Genomic DNA, 15869 nt, shown 5'->3' on the forward strand with positions numbered 1-15869 from the left:
ATTCATTTGGAGAAAATCAGACTGCGTGCCTGTGCGCTCATCATTCAGAAGGGAGCTATTCTGCTTATCGAATATGCGAATGATGACGATGACGGCGTGCATTACAATTTGCCTGCCGGCGGGGTAGAGCCTGGAGAAACCTTGACTGAAGCAGCAATACGGGAGGCGCGGGAAGAGGCTTGCGCCGACATCGAGGTTGGCCGTGTCGCCTTTGTCTACGAATATCAACCGGTCAAAAGCGATTTCATCTACGGTGATACGCATTCCGTCGGGATTACCTTCGAGTGTAAGCTGAAGGCAGGCTCCCGCCCCCAGCTTCCGAAGAAGCCGGATCCGAATCAAATCGGAGTGAAGTGGATCCCTGTCTCCGATCTGGAAGGGATCCGGCTCTATCCCGAGATCAATCAAGACATTATCGATTATTATCACGGCAGAGCCTATCGCAATTATGTGGAAGAGCAGCAGATCCAGCAAAGCAAGAAGGCTGCCGGGCCTACATGAAGGAGGATCCTGGTTGAAAAAACACATCGTCGGGGTTGCGGGCGCGGTTGTCTTGTTAGCTGCGACAGCAGCATATGCGTCGGACACGATACAATCGGTTAGGCAGGTGCTGGTTCAAGGGGAACCGCTGAAAACCGATCTTCAGGTAACGGAAGACGGTACGACAATGGTATCGGCAAGAGCTCTTGCCGAGGCCCTCGGAGCCAAGGTGGAATGGAACGAGACTGATAACAAGGTCGATATTACGAATTCATATCGTGAATTCGTAGCTGCACTTCTGAATGGGAAATACAATCTTACTTATGAGGTTATTGCTAGTAAGCCGGATACGACGATCATCTACTCTAAGGGATACCAAGAGGTGCCTTCTAATACCGATTTTCAAAAGCTGTTTTTGTTGCTGCTTGTAGAACAGTTGGATCCACAGATACAAACGAAGCAAATCGAATTCTGGTCCGATAAGGAGCATGCTCTCTCGTTTGCCGCGGGGACTTTCGTAGAAGATGGTTTGGAAGGCTGGACCGGAATGAATTCACGATTTGCCGTGTTGGCGAAGAAAGGGGAGCGGGTGTCCCTCTCGCATATTCTTAGCGTACATGAGCGTGACTGGATCACCATTGGCAAATACAATCAGCCTTAGGGATTAGCAAGCTATACGTACATGGATGAAGAAGCTCTCGCTAAATCTCCCTAAGGAGCGAGAGCTTCTTCATAATGCTTACGGACATTGAGGCTAGCTACGTTGAAACGAGATCGGATACTGCTTCATCCCGAAGACGAACGAGCTTGGGATCGGGGGAGTGGGCTTGCCGGGAATTTGACGAATGTCTCGGATGTGCCGAAGCAGAAGCTCAAAGGCAATCCGGCCCTCCAACCGTGCGAGCGGCGCGCCTAAGCAGAAATGAATGCCAAAGCCGAAGGAGATGTGCGGATTCGGCTTGCGGTGAAGATTGAATTGCTCGGCTGCTGTAAACTTGGCTTCATCCCGGTTGGCTGCCCCGACCCAAGAGATGACCTGCTCTCCCGCCTTGATCGTATGTCCTCCAATCATCGTATCCTTGGCAGCAACGCGTCCGATGGCTACGATTGGTGGGTAGAATCTCAGTACTTCTTCGACGAACCCGGGGATCAATTCCAGGTTGTTCTCCAGCTCGGTTTGGAGCTCCGGCCGCTCTGCCAACAGCCTTACGCCGTTCGTAATGAGATTGGTGGTCGTCTCATTGCCCGCAGCCAGAAGCAGAATACAGAAGTGTATCAGCTCCCGCTCCGACAAACGCTCGCCCTCAATTTCCGCCTGAAGCAGGGCCGAGATTAGATCGTCCTGCAGCTGCTGACTACGCTGCTCCAAAATCCCCTTAAAATATTGGCTTAGCTCCATGACGACTTGAATTCGCTTCTCGTTCAGCCGCTGGAATGCCTCATCGGATACTCCCTCTGCGCTTTCAACCAGCGAATCGGACCAGCGCTTAAACAGCTGCCTGTCCTTCGACGGCACACCCAGCAGCTCGGCGATGACGATTACGGGCAATGGTGTTGCCAGCTCCGCAACGACATCCATCTCCTCTCCGGTTATCGCAGCCAGCAGCTCCTCGGTAACCGAGCGAATTCTTGGGGCCAAGCCCTCTATGACTCGGGGGGTAAAGGCTTTATTGACCAGATCGCGCATCTGGGTATGCTTGGGAGGATCCATGAACAGCAAATTTTGCCCGCCTGCATTGCTTCTCACAGAGGAGAAGGTAGCAGCATCCTTGAGAATTCGGTGAACCTCTTCGTAGGTGAATACGTCCCAGCAGCTTCTTACGGGATCGTAACGTACGGGCGTTTCTTTCCTGAGCTTGGACAGAAGCTCAAAGGGGTTGAGACGCTTTTCCAGCGTATCCAGCTCCGGCATGCTTAAGTTATTGGCATATTTAGTTGGATTCATCGGCTTGCTCCTTTTCAAACAATGGAATAAATTCACGGTTAGCATTTCCACTTTTGCTAACCAGTATTAGGAAAATAAAGCCCGTTTTCTTAAATGTCATAATGAAAGTATTGACTTGTTGTATCTGCTGGAATATAATCCAAGTAATTAGTGAAATACTAAATACAAAAAAAGGGAGGCGCTGCCTTGACCCATGTAGAATCGGAAACGAAATGTCCGGTGAACGACAAGATGAGAAAGTATAGGACACCGGACGGATATACGAGTGACATTGCCGTATTTACGATCGTATCGGATAAACAGGGAGAGCATAAGCCTCCAACGTATACATTAAAGCTGATGCTCATTCGAAGAGCCCAATCCGATCAGAACGGCAAGCCGAATATTGAAGGAGGCAAGTGGGCGCTGCCCGGCGGGTTTGTCCATGAATACGAAACGGCATTGGAAGCGGCGCACCGGGAGCTTGCTGAGGAAACAGGCGTGAACGGCATCTTTATGAAGCATTTCGCCGTTTACGACAAGCCGGGACGGGATCCTCGGGGATGGATTATTTCCAATGCATTTTATGCGATTGTAAGAGAAGAGGTACTGCAGAGACGCAGGGCAGCAGATGACGCCGAGGACGTGGAGCTGTTCACAGTTCATGAGCTTGACGAATCCAAGCTCGCCTTCGATCACGCGATGATCATTCAGGAGGCCGTGGAGGTTATTCGCCGCGAGCTGCTCCAAACGACGATGTTCAAGGAGTTTCTTCCCGAGGAGTTTACGCTTTCGGAGCTGCGCAATCTGTTGCTGCTGGTCGCTCCCGAGGACCCGGCCATCAAGATTGAGTCTACCTTCTCCGCTAACGCGAGAAAGAAATACAAGTTTTTGGAAAACGTAATGGAAGCAAAGGATGGCGTGCTGCGGCCGAAAACGACCAAACGAACCTCGCATCGTCCTGCAGAGCTGTTCCGATACAAGGAAACGAAAGTGAACGCCACGATTTTCTAGCCTAAAGGAGGGTTACCATGACGAATCCCCGAGTGTTTACTTTGCTCATCGATTGCCAGGAGGATTTTATGGAAGGCGGGGCGCTTCCGGTTACAGGCGCCAGGGCGGATATGGCTCGGCTGGCCGCATTTATTGCTAAGCACCGACATACGATAACGAGAATCGGCTATTCGCTGGATACGCATCAGCCCATCTCGATCTTCTTTCCTTGCTGGTGGCGGAATGCCTCCGGGGAGCATCCTGCTCCCTTCACCTTGATTACTAAGGAGGAGGTGCAGGAAGGCCTGTGGATGCCTATTTACGATAGGGAACAGTCTATGGCCTGCCTTCATCATCTCGGAGCCGTCATGATCTGGACGTACCACTGCCTTCAGGGGAGCGCCGGCGCGGCGCTGGAAGGAACCATTCAGCAAGCGGTGACGGAGCATGCCCTGGCCACGCAAACGAACCCGTATGTACTGACCAAGGGGTTGGACCGGGTCAGCGAAATGTACGGAATCGTCCATCCCGAGCACAATCCGCACGGGCTCACCCACCGAGAGCTGTTGGATGAGATTGCCCTTTATGACCGGACGATCATTGCCGGAGAGGCCGCCTCGCACTGTGTGCTTACATCAGTAAGACAAATATGCGAAGGCTTAGCCGACCTTGAGTTGACGAAACGGATTACCTTGCTGACCGACTGCATGAGTCCGATTGCCGGCTTCGAGGAGCAGATGACCGCCGGCTTTGCCGAGCTGGAACGGAAATACCGCATTCAACTTGTGAAGTCAACGGAAGTGTGACGGGAAAGAAGGAGGACGGAGCAAATGTACCAAGACGACGGTTATGCACTTCACACGGATTTATATCAGATTAATATGGCAGAGGTGTACTGGAACGAAGGAATGCAGGAGACGCCGGCCGTATTTGAGCTGTATTTCCGCAAAATTCCCTTCGGGAACGGCTTTGCCGTATTTGCAGGCTTACAGCGCGCAATCGAATACATTCAAGCGTTCCGGTTCAGCGAGAGTGACTTAGCCTACCTCGAAGAGCAAGGCTATGATCCTGCTTTCCTTTCCTACTTAGCCGGCGTGCGCTTTACGGGGACCCTTCGCGGAATGAAGGAAGGGGAGCTCGTTTTTGCCAACGAGCCTATCCTTCGGGTCGAGGCGCCGCTTGCGGAAGCACAGCTGATCGAGACCGCGCTTTTGAACATCATCAATCATCAGACGCTGATCGCAACCAAGGCCGCACGCATACGGCAGGCCGCCGGGGAGGATCCGCTGCTCGAGTTCGGGACTCGCCGCGCTCACGAAATGGATGCGGCTCTGTGGGGTGCCAGGGCGGCCATCATCGGCGGGTTTGACGCTACCTCCAACGTACGGGCCGGCAAGCTGTTCGGCGCCCGTATTGCGGGAACTCACGCGCACGCGATGGTGCAGTCGAAGCAAAGCGATTATGAAGCGATGCTAATGTACGCGAAGCGGATGAAGGAAGTGGACCGCAGCTGCGTATTCCTAGTGGATACGTTCGATACGTTAAAATCCGGTGTGCCCGCGGCCATTCGCGTAGCCCGGGAGCTGGAGCTCGGCCCCTTGTTTGACGGCATCCGTTTGGATAGCGGGGACCTGGCGTACTTGTCCAAGGAGGCCCGGAAGCTTCTTGACGCGGCTGGCTTCCCTCAAGCCAAAATTTATGCAAGCAACGATCTGGACAGCAATACGATCACCCATTTGAAAATGCAGGGAGCCTCGATCGATGCATGGGGCATAGGCACTAAGCTGATCACCGCCTACGATATGCCTGCCCTTGGCGGAGTTTACAAGATGGTGCAGATCGACGGACGGGACACGATCAAAATTTCCGGCAATCCGGAAAAGGTAACAACTCCCGGACTGAAGAAGGTATACCGGATCATTAACAAGGAGAACCACAGGGCTGAAGGCGATTATATTGCGCTTCAGGATGAGAATCCGCAAGATGAGGCCCGGCTCAAAATGTTCCATCCCGTTCATACCTACATCAGCAAATTCGTTACGAACTTTGAGGCCCGCGATCTGCATCACGATATCTTTGTAGAAGGGAAGCTTGTGTACACGCTGCCCCCGCTAAACGAGATTCAAGCCTTTGCTAAGCAAAATTTGGAGTTGTTATGGGATGAGTACAAAAGAAACAGCAATCCGGAAGAGTACCCGGTCGATCTGAGTCAAAAGTGCTGGGATAATAAGATGAGGCTGATTGAAGCAAGCCTCAAATAACCGTTAAGGAGCAAAGCGGATGAAAGTAATGATTACGGCCAATGAGGCGATGGAAAAAGGGATCTGGGCGGAAATCATGAGCATGTTCGGCCGCCGCGAGGAGGATGAAATTTGGCCGAATGAGGAATTTATTCTGACGGAAGCACAAGCTAGAGAAGTCGGGCTGCTGAAGTAACGTCCCGTTCCGCATAACCAAATCCTTCCTCACACATACTAAGGGATATGTCGTAATTGGGAGGATACTCTTGAACCCGCTATTATCACCAGATGTGTTACGAAACCCTTATCCGTTGTATCAAATGGTCCGAAGCTCCAACCAATCCGTTATCTTTCTGGAAGCTGTGGGGTTGTGGGGGGCCTTCGGTTATGATCAGGTCAAAACCGTTCTCTCCGATCATGCCCGTTTCTCCTCCGGCCAAGGCGGCGGATTCAGTCTGATCACAACGGACCCGCCGCGGCATACGCAGCTTCGCTCGCTGGTCAGCAAGGCGTTCACTCCCAAGGCAGTAGCCGCGCTAGAGCCTCGCATCGAGCGGATCGCAAACGAGCTGCTGAATCAAGTCTCCTCCGCCGGGCGGATGGATCTGATTCAGGATTTTGCCTACCCGCTGCCGGTTATCGTGATTGCCGAGCTTCTTGGAATTCCCTCGGAGGACCGGGAACAGTTCAAGCGATGGTCGGATCGGGTCGTCGCTTCCGCCGATGTCGTCATCGGAGGAGGAGCGCAGGGCTCCGGCACGGCATATATGGAGATGAGCGCCTACTTTCGGGATATTATTCAACGCCGCAGGTTGGAGCCGCTTGACGGTGATTTAATCAGTGCGCTGATCCATGCCGAAGAAGAGAATATCCACTTAAGCGAACAGGATATCCTGGGCTTCTGTATTTTGCTGCTTGTGGCGGGAAATGAGACGACAACCAACCTGATCGGCAATGCCGTATTATCGCTGCTGGAGCACCCTGAAGCCTATCAGGAATTGATGGATGACCCGGACCTGCTTCCTTCCGCGATCGAAGAGGTGCTTCGGTACCGGTCCCCCGTTCAGGCCATGTTCCGTACGACAACACAGGAGACGGAGCTTGGGGGGCAGAGGATCCCTGCCGGAAAACGCGTGATTGCCTTCATCGGTTCGGCGAACCGGGACGAAGACAAATTCGTCGATGCGCAGCGCTTCGATATTCATCGTAATCCGAATCCGCATATTGCCTTCGGGCACGGAGTCCACTTCTGTCTCGGTGCGCCGTTAGCCAGGCTGGAAGCCAAGATCGCCCTCTCGGCCGTGCTGAGCCGTCTGCGTCGGCTTGCCCGAGAGAACGATGAACCGCTGCCGCCGGCTGAAGGCTTCATCGTTCACGGTTATAAAAGCATGCCACTGCGGTTTGAGCCCGAAGTGTAAATTAGATAAGGCAGCTGACGTTAGTTAAGTCAGGCTGCCTTTTTGCATACAGGTAAATTTCATTATAATCAAACGATCTTATTGTCAAATGAGGCGGACGGACGTAAACTCGGAAGTAAATGAGCTGTCATCAACGGCGAAATAAATGCGAGTGAAAGCAGGTAGGTACCCATGATTACGATACATCAGGTAGAATATGAACAAAAGTCGATTCTAAGAAATCTCTTGGAGCTCTATAAATACGACTTTAGTAAGTTTGAACCGGATGACGTGAATGAGTACGGTTTATACGAGTACAAGTATCTGGACCATTACTGGACGGAGGCAGAGAGGCATCCCTTTTTCATCAAGGTAAACGGAAGGCTGGCCGGATTTGCCTTGGTGCGGGAGTTGGGCAGCACTGAGCAGAATGAGACAATCTATTCTATGGCCGAGTTTTTTGTGATGAAGAAATACAGAAGATCCGGGGTAGGCAGGCACGTCAGCATGGAATTGTTTACTCGCTTCAGCGGGCTCTGGAAGGTTGCACAGGTGGAAACGAACGAGCCGGCACAGCGATTCTGGAGAAAGACGATCGGAGAGTATACCCATAACCGCTTTCAGGAGCGGAGAGAGGAAGGGTGGGATGGACCTATCCAAGTCTTTTCTACAGGGAACAAGGACGAAGTACCCGAGCTGAACGGTTGATAATGAGCAGCTGGAAGAGATGGAATTCAAGTAGATGGAATCGGAAAGGTGCAAGAAAAAGACATAGGCTGCCGGATCATGTCCGGCGGCTTTTTTTTTGCGAAATTGGCAGATGTCGAAAAATAGATTCCAAAAGTGAGTTGCATTATTCAGTTTAACTGTATATAGTATAACTATATAGTGATTCTTTATATAACCGTGACCGTGATTCAAAATGCTTTATGCCTGGAGGAAACTATGGGAAGAGATAAACATTTGCCTTTGACCGAAACCGTGTATTACATTCTGCTCGCTCTGGTGGAGCCTGCGCATGGTTATCTGATTATGCAGAAGGTAGAGGAGCTCAGCGGAGGGCAGGTCCGCATGGCTGCAGGTACCCTGTACGGTGCAGTGGAGAATCTGGTGAAGCTGAAGCTCATTCAGCCCGTGGCCAGCGAGGATAGCCGCCGCAAGGTGTACGCCATTACCGACAAGGGATTGGAAGTTTTGCGTCTTGACTTTGAACGGATGAAGCACATGATGGACGTGACGAAAGAACGTCTGACCAAAACGGAGGAGGAATAAGGAATGAAGAAATACAAATTCTTTAGTAACTTCGACGAGGAGGAACGCTGGCTGCGTGAGATGGCGAGGCAGGGCTGCCGCTTTACACGCAAGACGGCGTTCGGCTACGAGTTTAAACCCAGTGAGCCGGAGAATACGACCATTAAGATAGATTACCGTACCTTCAAAAGGAAGGAAGATTTCGAGGATTACCGTGCCTTGTTTGAAGATAGCGGCTGGGAGCATCTCTCGGGAACGAAGAGCTCGGGCTATCAATACTTTAGGAAGATAGACAAACAAGGTAGTGAAGAGATCTTCTCCGACGTAGACTCCAAAGCGGGGAGGTATAAGAGGCAGTCGGAGATGTGGGCTGCGCTGGCTTGGGCGTTTATTCCCATCATGGTGGTGTTCATTACCAATGACACTATCCATCCGGAAGCAATCCTGGATCCCCAATCACTGTATTTGACCCCGGGACTTTGGGATAAGAGCGGCTCCGACTTCTGGAGAGCGTTTCTCTTTGAAACCCCTTTTGCCTTCTTTCGAGGCTTCTTCTGGCTGTTCTTTCCGGTCTTAATCGGGATCTATGCTTACTTCGCATCGAAGGCCAATAGGCAGTACAAAAAATTCAAAGAAAATGAATAAAGAAAGGATAAGCGACATGAAAGAAGTAATTCGCCTTGAGCAGGTTTCCTACCGAAGAGAACAGAAGGAGATCCTTAGAAACATCAACTGGACGGTAAACAAGGGAGAGCATTGGGCGTTACTCGGTTTGAACGGCTCGGGAAAGACGACCATTTTGAACATGATCAACGGATATTTATGGCCTACGCAAGGGCAGGTTTCCGTGCTCGGGGAGCTGTACGGGACGGTAGATTTGAGAGAGATGCGCAAGCAGATCGGCTGGGTCAGCTCGTCCTTGCAAGAGAAGCTGTACACCAATGACAAAACGCAAAATATCGTGATCAGCGGCAAACACGCCTCCATCGGTCTCTATGAGAAAACCTCAGAGGAAGAAATGGACAAAGCTTTATCGCTAATGGCACAGCTGGGCTGCAGCCACTTGGCGGATCGAACGTATCAATCCTGCTCTCAAGGGGAAAAGCAAAAGCTATTAATAGCGAGAGCGCTGATGGCTTCGCCTAAGCTGCTCATTTTGGATGAAGCGACCAATGGGCTTGATTTTATTTCCCGGGAGGCACTTCTATCCAGCGTACAACAGCTGGCGAATCAGTCTGACGCACCGACGATCCTATATGTAACACATCATATTGAGGAAATTGTGCCGGTCCTAAATCGGACCCTGCTCATTCGTCGAGGCGAGGTATTTGCTCAAGGTCCCAGTCAAGAGGTCTTGCAGAAGGAAACGTTATCGGATTTTTTTGAGATGCCGGTAGACGTGCAGTGGCAAAACAAGAGAGCGTGGTTAACGCTGTCTTAGGATTGCTCGAACCGGCATTGCAGCTGACCTTCTTCCTATTACTGAGAAGAATGAGAATCGGCTTCACCTTTGTGCAGCCGGCTACCCAAAGCTTACTGCGATTAACGGCGAGCACGAAGCTTGCCCTTGGACTGTTCATTTGCGGATTCTCTTTCTACTGCTGATCTTTCAATATATCGCGTATTAAAGAGAAGTGGTTGAAGATTAGACAAGACCCCTTGCACATCGTGTTGTGCTGCTGCGGGTCTTTATTTTTTGAACGCAAAATAGGGATCCCGCCGCTTCCGGTGAGATCCCTATCGTTCTGACGTATTCAATTGTAAACTCCTTCCCCGTTAGTTCGATATGTACCCGCGTTCTTCACGCTTCGCCTTACGCTACCCCATTGGACTATCCCCTTCCGGATCAAGTTCTCTGAGTACCTGTCCGTTCAGTCTTGAACGGCTTCGCCTTACGCTGCCCCATTGGAATCCTTCTCCCTTCGGTTTACGTTGATGGTTGATCTTGGCTAAGGTGGCATCGTGATTACCTCCGTTTCTTTTGATGTACCTATCATAACACATTGTCTATTAATTCGCAATATTCTGACAATTACTTTTTTGCTAGTAAGAGGATTATTATTTTATTTTAACTATTCAAAGGCGGCCATAGGAAAAGGCCTGTTCCCGAAAAAGGAACAGACCCTACAGAGCTTAGTAGAACAGCAGCGATTTATGAATTTTTATAACGACCTTGCGGAGCGGCTTATCTTCGGTCACGCTGCAAACCGGAAGATGAACATCACCGGGATAAAATACGGCAAACGAGCCAGGCTGAAGCAGGAGCGACGTTTCCGGGCCGACCTTGCTGTAGAAAGCGAGATCTCTTTCCTCGAAATAATCGTTACTGATCACTTCTTCACCAGTCAAATGAGCCACGCGGATCATCTCTTCGCCTTCGATCAAATACTGAATGTCGGTATACGTTTGATGCGATTCGGGCTGTCGCGTCTGCCAAGACGTCGTTGTACGCTCTTGAAGCATCGCGAACATTAGATTGCCTGCGATTTCATAGTTACCCGGCTTCATGGCGCTGAAGTCGGTATTTTGTATGTACTCTAATCCGCGGTTAATCGCTTTCGGATATACTTGCTTTTCACGCTGCCAATTTTTCAAATCGCTAAAAATCACGTTTTGACACCTCCAAGAAATGATTTCGACCTGCAATGCCTCTCTTACAATCGCCTATTGGAGTTGGCTAATCCGATAGTGAGCTTTCTCAAGCCATTCCGGCCGGACCGTTACGCCCCAACCCGGTCCGTCGGGAATCATGACCTTGCCATCACGAACCTCAAAACTCGAGGTAAACAACTCTTCCGCCCACGGAATGGATTCTACACAAAATTCCATGAATGGGCCAGCGTTCGGAATTGCCGCAACCATGTGCATCGTGAACACAGTTACCATCGATAAGTTGGCGGCATGCGGTGTACATGCCATACCCGCTTCCTCTGCCATTCGAGCGACTTCAAGTGCTCTACTGAGTCCGCCAATATAGCAAATATCAGGCTGCACAACGTCGACGGCCCGCATTGATATCATTCGCTGAAACTGAGCCAAATCCGTATCCTGCTCACCGCCTGCAACTGCAACATCAAGTGCATCGGCAACTTGTTTCGTCCACTCCAGCCACGGATAAGGACAGGGCTCCTCGTAATGCACAATACCATGCTGCTCCAGTAACCGTCCCACCTCAATAGCTCGAGCAGGCGTAAAGCCGCTGTTCGCGTCGGCATACAGCAGCGTGTTATCGCCGAGTGCCTTGCGTACCGCCGGTATAATCTGTTCCGTACGACCATTGAATACATCGACGTCGTTACCGAAGCTTTTACCGATTCGAAACTTGAAGGCATTATATCCGTGTTTATCTTGCAGCCGCTTCAATCGATCCGCTTCGTCTTCCGGACTGATATCCCGTTTCATACTGGAACCGTAGACATCAATTGGACGTCGATCCCCACCTAGTAATTCGCAGACGCTCTTGTTAAGCCGCTTTCCCTTCAAATCCCAGAGTGCCGTATCAAGCCCGCCTAGAGCTCTGCACACGTAAGAACCTGGATATTTATGTTCTGCCCGGATGATCAGCTCCCCAAGCTCTTCAATTAGGTCGGCATCCTTTCCGAGGGCATGACGAGATATCTGTTGATGAAGCACAAGAGCAGAAATGTTGGAATGATATGGAGCGATTTGTCCAATTCCCTCCTGTCCGTCATCCGTTTTCACGCGCACAATGCATACGTAACCAGAGTCGAACGTTTCAATACTTTTTATTTTCATATGATACCTCCGTAATTGAGTAAAGAGAGCAGATCATATCACTCAAATGACTATTTATTAGCGGCCGCCCACTCGTTGAGTTGTTTTTGCTTTTCCGCAATGACTTTATCTAAACCAGCCGCTTTCAGTTTAATATTAAATTCGGCAAGCTTTTGAGTCGGGTCCATGGTACCAGTATCCAGAGCCTTCTTATACTGCTCGATAACCGCATTGATCGCAGTAATTTCGTTCTTGACCGGTTCTGAATTGTAGGCAAAACCGAATGCTTTCGATTTTGTAACCTTCTGATTGAACTCGATAATTTGTTTGCGAAGATCTGGAGCATCTGTTTTAAATACGTAGATAATGGATGTATTGCCGCCCATATAATCTGAGATGCCATACTTTACGTTAGATTTGTCGACACCATCCGGATAGTCAACCTGAGTCTCCGATACCTTCACGTAATGCTTACCTTCGATTCCCCACACAAATAAGTTCGCCAGCTTCTCGTTCGTGTACAGCAGGTTAAGGAACATCATCGCGCGCTCCGGGTTTTCTGATTGGGCAGCAATCGACCACAATCCATTGAGGACATCACTTGTAGTGGAATAAGAATAAGGAAGCAACTTTGCGCTGACCAATTCCTTACCAGTTTGAAGCATTTGTGATCCCAGTTGACCTGGTTTGTCACTGTAGATGTAAGAAAATGCCTTGTTAGATTTGACCAGATCTTGAACTGGGGTCTTGCTTGTTGCTGCATCTTTGTTGATATAACCTGCCTTGAACCACTGGTGCATCAGACCAATATTTTTCTTATAGCTTTCCGTCTCAAACAGGTTCTCAACCTTGAGTCCATTATCAAATCCAGTCAGAATGCCTACACGATCCCCAAGACGGTCATAGTCGCGGTAATGATCTAGCGGAGTGGATAGACCACTTGCCAATGGAACGATCCCCGGTTCATTATTCTTGATCTTCTCAAATACAGGTCCCAAATCTTCAAGGGATTTGATCGAATTGATATCGATATTATGCTTCTCGACCAAATCCTTCCTCATCACAATTACGGATTGGGAACCATATGCGGTGTAGTAGGGTGCTCCATAAGTTTTTCCGTTAATTGAAGCCGCTTTCAAGTTTTTCTCACCTAGAGCCTTGGTGATACCCTGCCCATACTTATTAAGCAATTCGTCTAATGCTAGAATTTTCCCGGCTGCCACATCATTCGGGTAACCCGGACCAAACTCATATAACAGATCTAGTTTTTCGCCACTAGAGGCCATAAGATTCATTTGCTGAGCCCACGCACCAATGCTGATTGGCAGGATGTCGATAGTAGTATTAATCTCCGCCTGTGCAATTTTGTTCATCTCGGCTTCTACTAGTTCCAAATCCGCTGGAACAGCACCTAGAACAGGCAAAGCCATCTTCAGTTGATACGGCTTGCTGTTGCTCGCTTGGTCGCTATTACTTCCCGGAGTTGTGTTGCCATTGTTTGAGGAACATGCTGTAAGAATGACTGTGTTCAGAACTAAGCCGGTTATCGCTAGCTTCCTGATTTTTTTAAATGAAGATTTCATTCTTTACCCCCCATGTGGTAGTGTGTGACTCTATGTTAAATCTACCATGTAAAAAGTGGTTTGACTAATATTTACACGACTTATCCGGTAGCGTTTTCACGACTTTTCTGATTTCGTTTCACTCGTCGGCGTTATCTAATGAGAACCATTCCGAGTAACCCAATGCTCTTAGATGGTCGCCGGACACTCTCAAGCAGTCGAACGGATCGCGGCCATATAGGTCGTCTTGCTCTACAAAGAAATACTTTGCTCCGCTTTCAAGGCTGGCATCGATAATTTGCTTGAAATCCAAACTACCCTCGCCAAGTTCCGCAAACTGGATGATGTTGTGGAAGTTTTCTCTAAACTTACTCATATCGCCGGTTTGTAAAAAGTCCATGTTTACAGGTCCGATACGGTAGTCTTTTAAGTGAATCAACGACACACGGCCTGCGTATTTTCTAATCAACGCAGCAGGATTTAACCCACCCCTATAAATCCAATGTACATCCATCTCGAATCCAAGGTGTGTCGTATTGTCTTTAATGATATCCAATAAATACTTTCCATCATATTTTTGGAATTCCACATGATGATTATGGTAATACAAAGCAATATCGTTTTCTGCCAGCCTGCCCGCCAATTCGTCTGCTTTTTTTACGAAATCCAAGATTTTTCCTTTGTCCCCAAGGGAGGTGAATGGCAGTATGCCGATTCGTAAGAAGCGGCAGTTTAATGTTTTACAATCCTGTACGATTTTGTCAAAGTCGTTGGAAAGCGTCTCCCCCTGCATACGGGGAGTTACAGGTTCAACGGCAGCGGTTAAGGCGGCGATATGTATTCCGAAGTCCTCGGATGCCCGCTTTAATTCAGATACATTATCGCTACTCATCGCGAGTTGCGATACTTCTACGCTTCGGTACCCGAGTTTGCTCACTTCATGCAATGTCGCGTATATGCCGATCTCATCAATCTTTCCTTTGAGCATCATCATCTGAACACCGATTTGCCCTTTATTCATTCGTAGTTACGCCTCCCATCGAACCAGCCTTTTCCTCTTCAATCCGCTTGTTCAATTCAAACAGGAACAAGTCTTCATCGAACGGAATTTCGATCTCTTTTCCCAGCCAACTAGAAAGATGAATCGCATTGGCCAGTGTCACTCCATGAATACCCTCACTACCAGGCGCGATGAGTGGTGTTCCTTCCAGAATATTCGCCGCAAAATTTTCCAAGACCGCAATATGCTGGGTACCCCATTGGCTTCCAAATTCCAATACTTCTTCAGTGAAAAGAGCCGATGGATTGGATCCCATAAGTACCTGTCTGACTTCCTGCATACTCATTGTGGAGCTCAATTCGTTTTCGGTTTTCTGTAACCGCTTAATTGATACCTTCTTGCTATCTTCAACGATGATTTTACCCTTATCTCCTACAATTTCGAGCCGGTCCGTTCCAAGTACATCGTGCGTGCATGTGACGAATACGCCTGTTGCGCCGTTGCCATAATCGAGGATAGCGGTCACATCATCCTCTACGGCGATTTTCCTTTGATAGCCGTATTTCACATTCGAGTATACCTTTTTCGGCATGCCACAGAGCCACTGAAGTAAATCGAGCTGATGAGGCGCTTGATTCACAAGAACGCCGCCACCTTCTTCAGTCCACGTCGCTCTCCAAGCGCCTTGGTCATAGTATCCTTGTGGTCGCCACCATGTTGTGATGATCCAATTCGTGCGGCGAACAAGACCGATTTCACCATTAGTTATCAGTTGCTTAAGCTGCTGATACAACGGGTTCATACGCTGGTTGAAGAAGAGGCCGAAGGTCAAATGCGGCTTGGTGGCCGCGAATTCGTTCAGTTCGCGAACCTGTTGGGTGTAAACTCCGGCAGGTTTTTCAACCAATACGTGAATGTCACGCTGCAACGCATCCATACCCACCTTCGGGTGTAAGTAATGTGGAATGCAGGTCACGATGGCATCGACGTCGCCGCTTTCCATCATATCGATATAGTTGTCATAAAAGGGTACAGCTGGGTATTTCTGCGCCACCTCGATGCGCTTCGCAGAATCAGTATCACAGATGGCGCCGACCGTCATATTTTTCACTTTACCCTCGGTTAAAAATGTAGCGTAAAATCCACCCTGAGCCCCAAAACCTATGATTCCCAAACGTACTTGCTTCATCTTAGCACCCCTTATGAATGGTTTATAAGCTCCATGAGATGATTGCTCACAATTTTTTCCTTCTATACTACCTTGCTCTCGATCCTCCATTCCTTGTA

General features: G+C 49.4%; 18 protein-coding genes. 12 read left to right on the top strand and 6 right to left on the bottom strand.

All coding sequences use genetic code 11. From position 1 onward, the window contains the following. Window positions 1-6: 6 nt before the first annotated feature. Together RAC89_RS30555 and RAC89_RS30560 are read left to right on the top strand one after the other, a co-directional pair. Window positions 7-501 carry an NUDIX domain-containing protein gene (locus RAC89_RS30555; RefSeq protein ID WP_306617424.1) on the top strand — a complete coding sequence of 165 codons (495 nt, stop codon included), beginning with the start codon at window positions 7-9 and terminating at the stop codon, window positions 499-501. Window positions 502-514: 13 nt separating this feature from the next. Then, window positions 515-1141, top strand: coding sequence for a copper amine oxidase N-terminal domain-containing protein (locus RAC89_RS30560; RefSeq protein WP_306617425.1), 627 nt, complete (start codon window positions 515-517; stop codon window positions 1139-1141). A gap of 93 nt (window positions 1142-1234) precedes the next feature. On the opposite strand, the gene RAC89_RS30565 is transcribed toward RAC89_RS30560, so the two are convergent. Continuing rightward, window positions 1235-2425 (bottom strand): cytochrome P450, encoded by a 1191-nt coding sequence (locus RAC89_RS30565; protein ID WP_284645119.1) that lies wholly within the window; start codon window positions 2423-2425, stop codon window positions 1235-1237. A 186-nt stretch (window positions 2426-2611) separates the two neighbouring features. Here RAC89_RS30565 and RAC89_RS30570 point away from each other — a divergent pair, with 186 nt between their 5' ends. From RAC89_RS30570 to RAC89_RS30615, 10 genes are all read left to right on the top strand, one after another. Continuing rightward, window positions 2612-3418: an NUDIX domain-containing protein gene (locus RAC89_RS30570; protein ID WP_306617426.1), complete on the top strand. Its 807-nt coding sequence runs from the start codon at window positions 2612-2614 to the stop codon at window positions 3416-3418. Window positions 3419-3435: 17 nt separating this feature from the next. Then, the gene (locus RAC89_RS30575; RefSeq protein ID WP_306617427.1) at window positions 3436-4203 is read left to right on the top strand and encodes a cysteine hydrolase family protein; all 768 of its coding nucleotides are present in this window, start codon (window positions 3436-3438) and stop codon (window positions 4201-4203) included. Between the two features lie 24 nt (window positions 4204-4227). Beyond that, window positions 4228-5658 carry a nicotinate phosphoribosyltransferase gene (locus RAC89_RS30580; RefSeq protein ID WP_306617428.1) on the top strand — a complete coding sequence of 477 codons (1431 nt, stop codon included), beginning with the start codon at window positions 4228-4230 and terminating at the stop codon, window positions 5656-5658. A 19-nt stretch (window positions 5659-5677) separates the two neighbouring features. Then, entirely contained in the window at window positions 5678-5833 is a 156-nt protein-coding gene (locus RAC89_RS30585) for a hypothetical protein (RefSeq protein WP_284645122.1), read from the top strand. Between the two features lie 94 nt (window positions 5834-5927). Further along, complete coding sequence (locus RAC89_RS30590) at window positions 5928-7055, top strand: cytochrome P450 (protein ID WP_306617429.1); 1128 nt, start codon at window positions 5928-5930, stop codon at window positions 7053-7055. 171 nt (window positions 7056-7226) lie between these two features. Continuing rightward, window positions 7227-7742 (top strand): GNAT family N-acetyltransferase, encoded by a 516-nt coding sequence (locus RAC89_RS30595; protein WP_306617430.1) that lies wholly within the window; start codon window positions 7227-7229, stop codon window positions 7740-7742. A 237-nt stretch (window positions 7743-7979) separates the two neighbouring features. Next, window positions 7980-8306 (top strand): PadR family transcriptional regulator, encoded by a 327-nt coding sequence (locus RAC89_RS30600; protein ID WP_306617431.1) that lies wholly within the window; start codon window positions 7980-7982, stop codon window positions 8304-8306. A 3-nt stretch (window positions 8307-8309) separates the two neighbouring features. Further along, complete coding sequence (locus RAC89_RS30605; RefSeq protein ID WP_306617432.1) at window positions 8310-8930, top strand: DUF2812 domain-containing protein; 621 nt, start codon at window positions 8310-8312, stop codon at window positions 8928-8930. A gap of 16 nt (window positions 8931-8946) precedes the next feature. Continuing rightward, the gene (locus RAC89_RS30610; protein ID WP_306617433.1) at window positions 8947-9726 is read left to right on the top strand and encodes an ABC transporter ATP-binding protein; all 780 of its coding nucleotides are present in this window, start codon (window positions 8947-8949) and stop codon (window positions 9724-9726) included. Next, window positions 9708-9890, top strand: a complete 183-nt coding sequence (locus RAC89_RS30615; protein WP_306617434.1) for a hypothetical protein — start codon at window positions 9708-9710, stop codon at window positions 9888-9890. Before RAC89_RS30610 ends, RAC89_RS30615 begins: the two co-directional genes overlap by 19 nt. A 528-nt stretch (window positions 9891-10418) precedes the next feature. Here the strand turns inward: RAC89_RS30615 and RAC89_RS30620 are convergent. The 5 genes from RAC89_RS30620 to RAC89_RS30640 all read right to left on the bottom strand — a co-directional run bounded on the left by RAC89_RS30620 (window position 10419) and on the right by RAC89_RS30640 (window position 15771). Next, a complete protein-coding gene (locus tag RAC89_RS30620) occupies window positions 10419-10895 on the bottom strand; it encodes a NanQ anomerase/TabA/YiaL family protein (protein ID WP_306617435.1) in 477 nt (158 codons plus the stop codon). Between the two features lie 54 nt (window positions 10896-10949). Further along, window positions 10950-12041, bottom strand: a complete 1092-nt coding sequence (locus RAC89_RS30625) for a mandelate racemase/muconate lactonizing enzyme family protein (RefSeq protein ID WP_306617436.1) — start codon at window positions 12039-12041, stop codon at window positions 10950-10952. A 50-nt stretch (window positions 12042-12091) separates the two neighbouring features. After that, on the bottom strand, window positions 12092-13603 hold the full coding sequence (locus RAC89_RS30630) for an ABC transporter substrate-binding protein (protein ID WP_306617437.1): 1512 nt from the start codon (window positions 13601-13603) through the stop codon (window positions 12092-12094). 118 nt (window positions 13604-13721) lie between these two features. After that, window positions 13722-14603, bottom strand: coding sequence for a sugar phosphate isomerase/epimerase family protein (locus RAC89_RS30635; RefSeq protein ID WP_306617438.1), 882 nt, complete (start codon window positions 14601-14603; stop codon window positions 13722-13724). Then, window positions 14596-15771, bottom strand: a complete 1176-nt coding sequence (locus RAC89_RS30640) for a Gfo/Idh/MocA family protein (protein WP_306617439.1) — start codon at window positions 15769-15771, stop codon at window positions 14596-14598. The genes RAC89_RS30635 and RAC89_RS30640 overlap by 8 nt, the downstream gene beginning before the upstream one ends. Between the last annotated feature and the right edge of the window lie 98 nt (window positions 15772-15869).

The sequence above is a fragment of the Paenibacillus sp. GD4 genome (genome assembly GCF_030846225.1).
Taxonomy (GTDB): Bacteria; Bacillota; Bacilli; order Paenibacillales; family NBRC-103111; genus Paenibacillus_G; species Paenibacillus_G silviterrae.

What these genes read in the sequence shown, in the direction of transcription:
- RAC89_RS30565 (WP_284645119.1), bottom strand. Translation starts at nt 2,425, where the DNA reads ATGAATCCAACTAAATATGCCAATAACTTAAGCATGCCGGAGCTGGAT.
- RAC89_RS30575 (WP_306617427.1), top strand. Translation starts at nt 3,436, where the DNA reads ATGACGAATCCCCGAGTGTTTACTTTGCTCATCGATTGCCAGGAGGAT.
- RAC89_RS30580 (WP_306617428.1), top strand. Translation starts at nt 4,228, where the DNA reads ATGTACCAAGACGACGGTTATGCACTTCACACGGATTTATATCAGATT.
- RAC89_RS30585 (WP_284645122.1), top strand. Translation starts at nt 5,678, where the DNA reads ATGAAAGTAATGATTACGGCCAATGAGGCGATGGAAAAAGGGATCTGG.
- RAC89_RS30595 (WP_306617430.1), top strand. Translation starts at nt 7,227, where the DNA reads ATGATTACGATACATCAGGTAGAATATGAACAAAAGTCGATTCTAAGA.
- RAC89_RS30600 (WP_306617431.1), top strand. Translation starts at nt 7,980, where the DNA reads ATGGGAAGAGATAAACATTTGCCTTTGACCGAAACCGTGTATTACATT.
- RAC89_RS30605 (WP_306617432.1), top strand. Translation starts at nt 8,310, where the DNA reads ATGAAGAAATACAAATTCTTTAGTAACTTCGACGAGGAGGAACGCTGG.
- RAC89_RS30610 (WP_306617433.1), top strand. Translation starts at nt 8,947, where the DNA reads ATGAAAGAAGTAATTCGCCTTGAGCAGGTTTCCTACCGAAGAGAACAG.
- RAC89_RS30625 (WP_306617436.1), bottom strand. Translation starts at nt 12,041, where the DNA reads ATGAAAATAAAAAGTATTGAAACGTTCGACTCTGGTTACGTATGCATT.
- RAC89_RS30630 (WP_306617437.1), bottom strand. Translation starts at nt 13,603, where the DNA reads ATGAAATCTTCATTTAAAAAAATCAGGAAGCTAGCGATAACCGGCTTA.
- RAC89_RS30635 (WP_306617438.1), bottom strand. Translation starts at nt 14,603, where the DNA reads ATGAATAAAGGGCAAATCGGTGTTCAGATGATGATGCTCAAAGGAAAG.
- RAC89_RS30640 (WP_306617439.1), bottom strand. Translation starts at nt 15,771, where the DNA reads ATGAAGCAAGTACGTTTGGGAATCATAGGTTTTGGGGCTCAGGGTGGA.